1 protein-coding gene is annotated in these 3,150 nt (G+C 40.8%); it reads left to right on the top strand.

Translation table 11 applies throughout. The features are described from left to right. Positions 1–371: 371 nt before the first annotated feature. Positions 372–3,008 (top strand): bifunctional diguanylate cyclase/phosphodiesterase, encoded by a 2,637-nt coding sequence (locus P9B04_RS18205; protein WP_342056396.1) that lies wholly within the window; start codon positions 372–374, stop codon positions 3,006–3,008. Positions 3,009–3,150 lie beyond the last annotated feature (142 nt).

Below are 3,150 nucleotides of genomic sequence, written 5' to 3' on the forward strand. Positions count from 1 at the left end.
ATTCTGACCTTATTATACCCTAATTTTGCTCATATTTTAGATGCGTTTGCCCTGGTCTTTGACAAGATAACTCGACCCACTGAACTACAACAAAAAGCAATAGAAATGTTAGGTATTTCTTCTATTTGTACCCAGTAATGACCCCTAGCTTATTCGGCGTATCCCTGATACAGCATACGTTATGGCGTTTTGTCAAAGGGGAAGTTCAGTTATTCAGGCAAAGCATGGATTCTGATTGTAATCCCAGTTTGTATTATAGACAAATGCCATTAACTTTAAAAATAAACCAAACCAGTTCTAGGTTGTAGCCCTAAGTTAGAGACATTTTATATTATAGATATATAAAAATATCGGACATATATCAATCTCTTATGAAACGTACAATTCAATCGGTTTTAAACCCAGGCTTTAAGGTAATTTCGGCGGCAGAAAGATTTTTGGTAGGGTTCGGAAAAGCCATTGAATTCTACAGAAAAATTATTAATACTCTACCTGATCTCATATGGCTAAAAGATCCAAATGGTGTATATCTATCATGTAATAATCGTTTCCAAGATTTTATCGGGGCTTCTGAGGAAGAAATACTTGGCAAGACCGATTACGATTTTGTGAATGCTCGGTTGGCAGATTTATTGCAGGAGCAGAATAAGTCAGTAATGCTAAAAGGTTCCCCATCCCTCGAAGAAGAATGGGCAATATTTGCCAATGATGGACACTGCGAACTTCTGGAAATAAGTAGGTATCCCATGTATGAGAAGAATGGAAAGTTATTCGGTGTGCTAGGCATTGGACATAATATAACTGCTCGTAGAGAATCAGAGAAAAAACTTCAGAAAAGTGAACAACGGTTTTCCCTTGCTATGGGTGGAGCGAATGATGGGCTGTGGGACTTCAACTTGGAAACGGATGAAGTATATTATTCACCACGCTGGAAAGAAATGCTGGGTTACGAAAATGACGAATTGACTAACGATTTAAACACTTGGAAAAGCTTAGTTCATCGAGATGATAAAGATATGTTCTTAAAACTAGTCCAAGATTACTTAGTGGGGAAAGTTGATTCATTTGATGTGGAAATGCGTATGCAGCATAAAGCAGGGCATGAAGTTTTTGTGCTATCCCGTGCATTCCTCGTACATCGTGATTCCGATGGAAAGGCAGTCCGTTTAGTGGGAACTCACGTGGATATAACAGCCCGGAAACAAGCAGAAGTATTTGATGAGAAAAATGCCGAAATTCTGGAGATGATCGCAACAGGGAAACCCGCATCAGAAATCTATGCAGAAATCGCATTAATGTATGAAAAACGCTATCCTGGAATGCGATGTTCTCTGCTAGAACTAGAAGATGGTCGACTGATGCACGGGGGAGCACCGAGTCTGCCAAGGGATTACTGTGATGCGGTTCACGGTCTCAAAAACGGTCCTGATGTAGGTTCATGTGGCACATCAACTTATACCGGAAAGCGTGTTCTTGTTGAGAATATTGAAACAGATCCAAAATGGGCCAAAATTAAACAGGTGGCACTGCCTCATGGTATGCGTTGCTGTTGGTCTGAACCGATTAAAAATTCATCAGGAATGGTATTAGGTGCATTCGGAATGTATTATGATTACCCTGGGCTGCCCAATGAAGATGAGTCAAACGCTCTTAAGTCGGCCGCAAGGCTTGCTGGGATTGTAATGGAGCGTGACCAAGCTCAGAAGCGGATACAGGAATTGGCGTATATCGATGACTTAACAAAGCTTGCCAGTCGTGCCTACTTCTATGAGAATCTTAAAGCCTCAATCAGCCATTCTCGGCGCAACATATCTCGTTTGGGTCTTCTATATATTGACTTAGACAATTTTAAGAGTGTCAATGACACTCTGGGCCATGATGCTGGTGACTTGCTGCTCCAGGAAATTGCCAAGCGCCTCCAAAAACTCACTCGTGAAATTGATTTTGTCGCACGCCTTAGTGGTGATGAATTCTGTATTCTTGTCAATGATGTAGATGATGACTATGCTACTGCCCATGTGGCGGAACGTTGCCTTGAAATGATATCAAAGCCAGTAGGCCTATTGGGAAGGCAATTTATTCCCACTTGCAGTATGGGGATTGCACACTACCCTGATGACGGACAAGATATCTCAGCATTAATCAAAGCAGCTGATACTTCACTTTATGCTGCAAAGGAACAAGGCAAAAATCGGTACGTGTTCTATAACCCTGAGCTTACTCATAAAGCTGAGTATCAGTTTCGCATGGAGCAAAATTTAAGGGAGGCCATCGAAAAACAGCAGTTGTCACTGGTTTATCAACCCCAGGTTGAGATACTCACTCGAAACATTATCGGTGTCGAGGCCTTGTCACGCTGGCATCATCCACGATTAGGTCAGGTTTCCCCCGCTGAATTTATTGCTACAGCTGAAAGAATAGGCATGATTAAGCCCCTCACTGAATGGGTATTGAAAACAGCCTGTAATCAAGCTGTTGCCTGGAAGAAAGCAGGTTTGCCTGCAATTCGTATGGCGGTTAATATTTCTCCAATCCATTTTCTTGATAAAGATTTTGTGTCATTGATTGAGCATATTATTGATGAGACAGGAATAGTGCCATCGGAACTCGAATTAGAGGTGACCGAGAGTGTTGTGCAGACTGATCAAGAAAATCTCTCAATTTTTCGGGAATTGAAAAATCTGGGTGTACTATTAGCAATCGATGATTTTGGGACAGGGTATTCATCTTTTGCCTCTCTGAAACATTTGACAGTTGATTGCCTGAAAATTGATAAATATTTTATTGATGATATGCTTGTTGACCATAAATCAAAGACCCTGATTGGTTCCATGATAGAAATGGGTCATAATCTAGCCCATGAAATTATTGCTGAGGGCGTTGAGACTGAAGAACAATCTCATATCCTTCAAAAACTTGGTTGTGAGATGGCACAGGGTTATCTGTTTAGTCAACCTATTAATTCCGATGAAATATCAAAACTTCTAATAGCAATGCCACTAATTTGAATCCCAACAACTCTCATAGGCTATCCTTAGTTATTAATCAGAGCCGCACAAAATAGGAGAGTAAAAACAGAAGAGCAAATAGACAAATTATGTATCTTCTCAAAAAGCCAGGGGTCACTCGCTGCGAAAACTTAGGCCAAAC

It is taken from the genome of Crocosphaera sp. Alani8 (assembly GCF_038442745.1).
In the GTDB taxonomy this organism is placed as follows: Bacteria; Cyanobacteriota; Cyanobacteriia; order Cyanobacteriales; family Microcystaceae; genus Crocosphaera.

What these genes read in the sequence shown, in the direction of transcription:
- P9B04_RS18205 (WP_342056396.1), top strand. Translation starts at nt 372, where the DNA reads ATGAAACGTACAATTCAATCGGTTTTAAACCCAGGCTTTAAGGTAATT.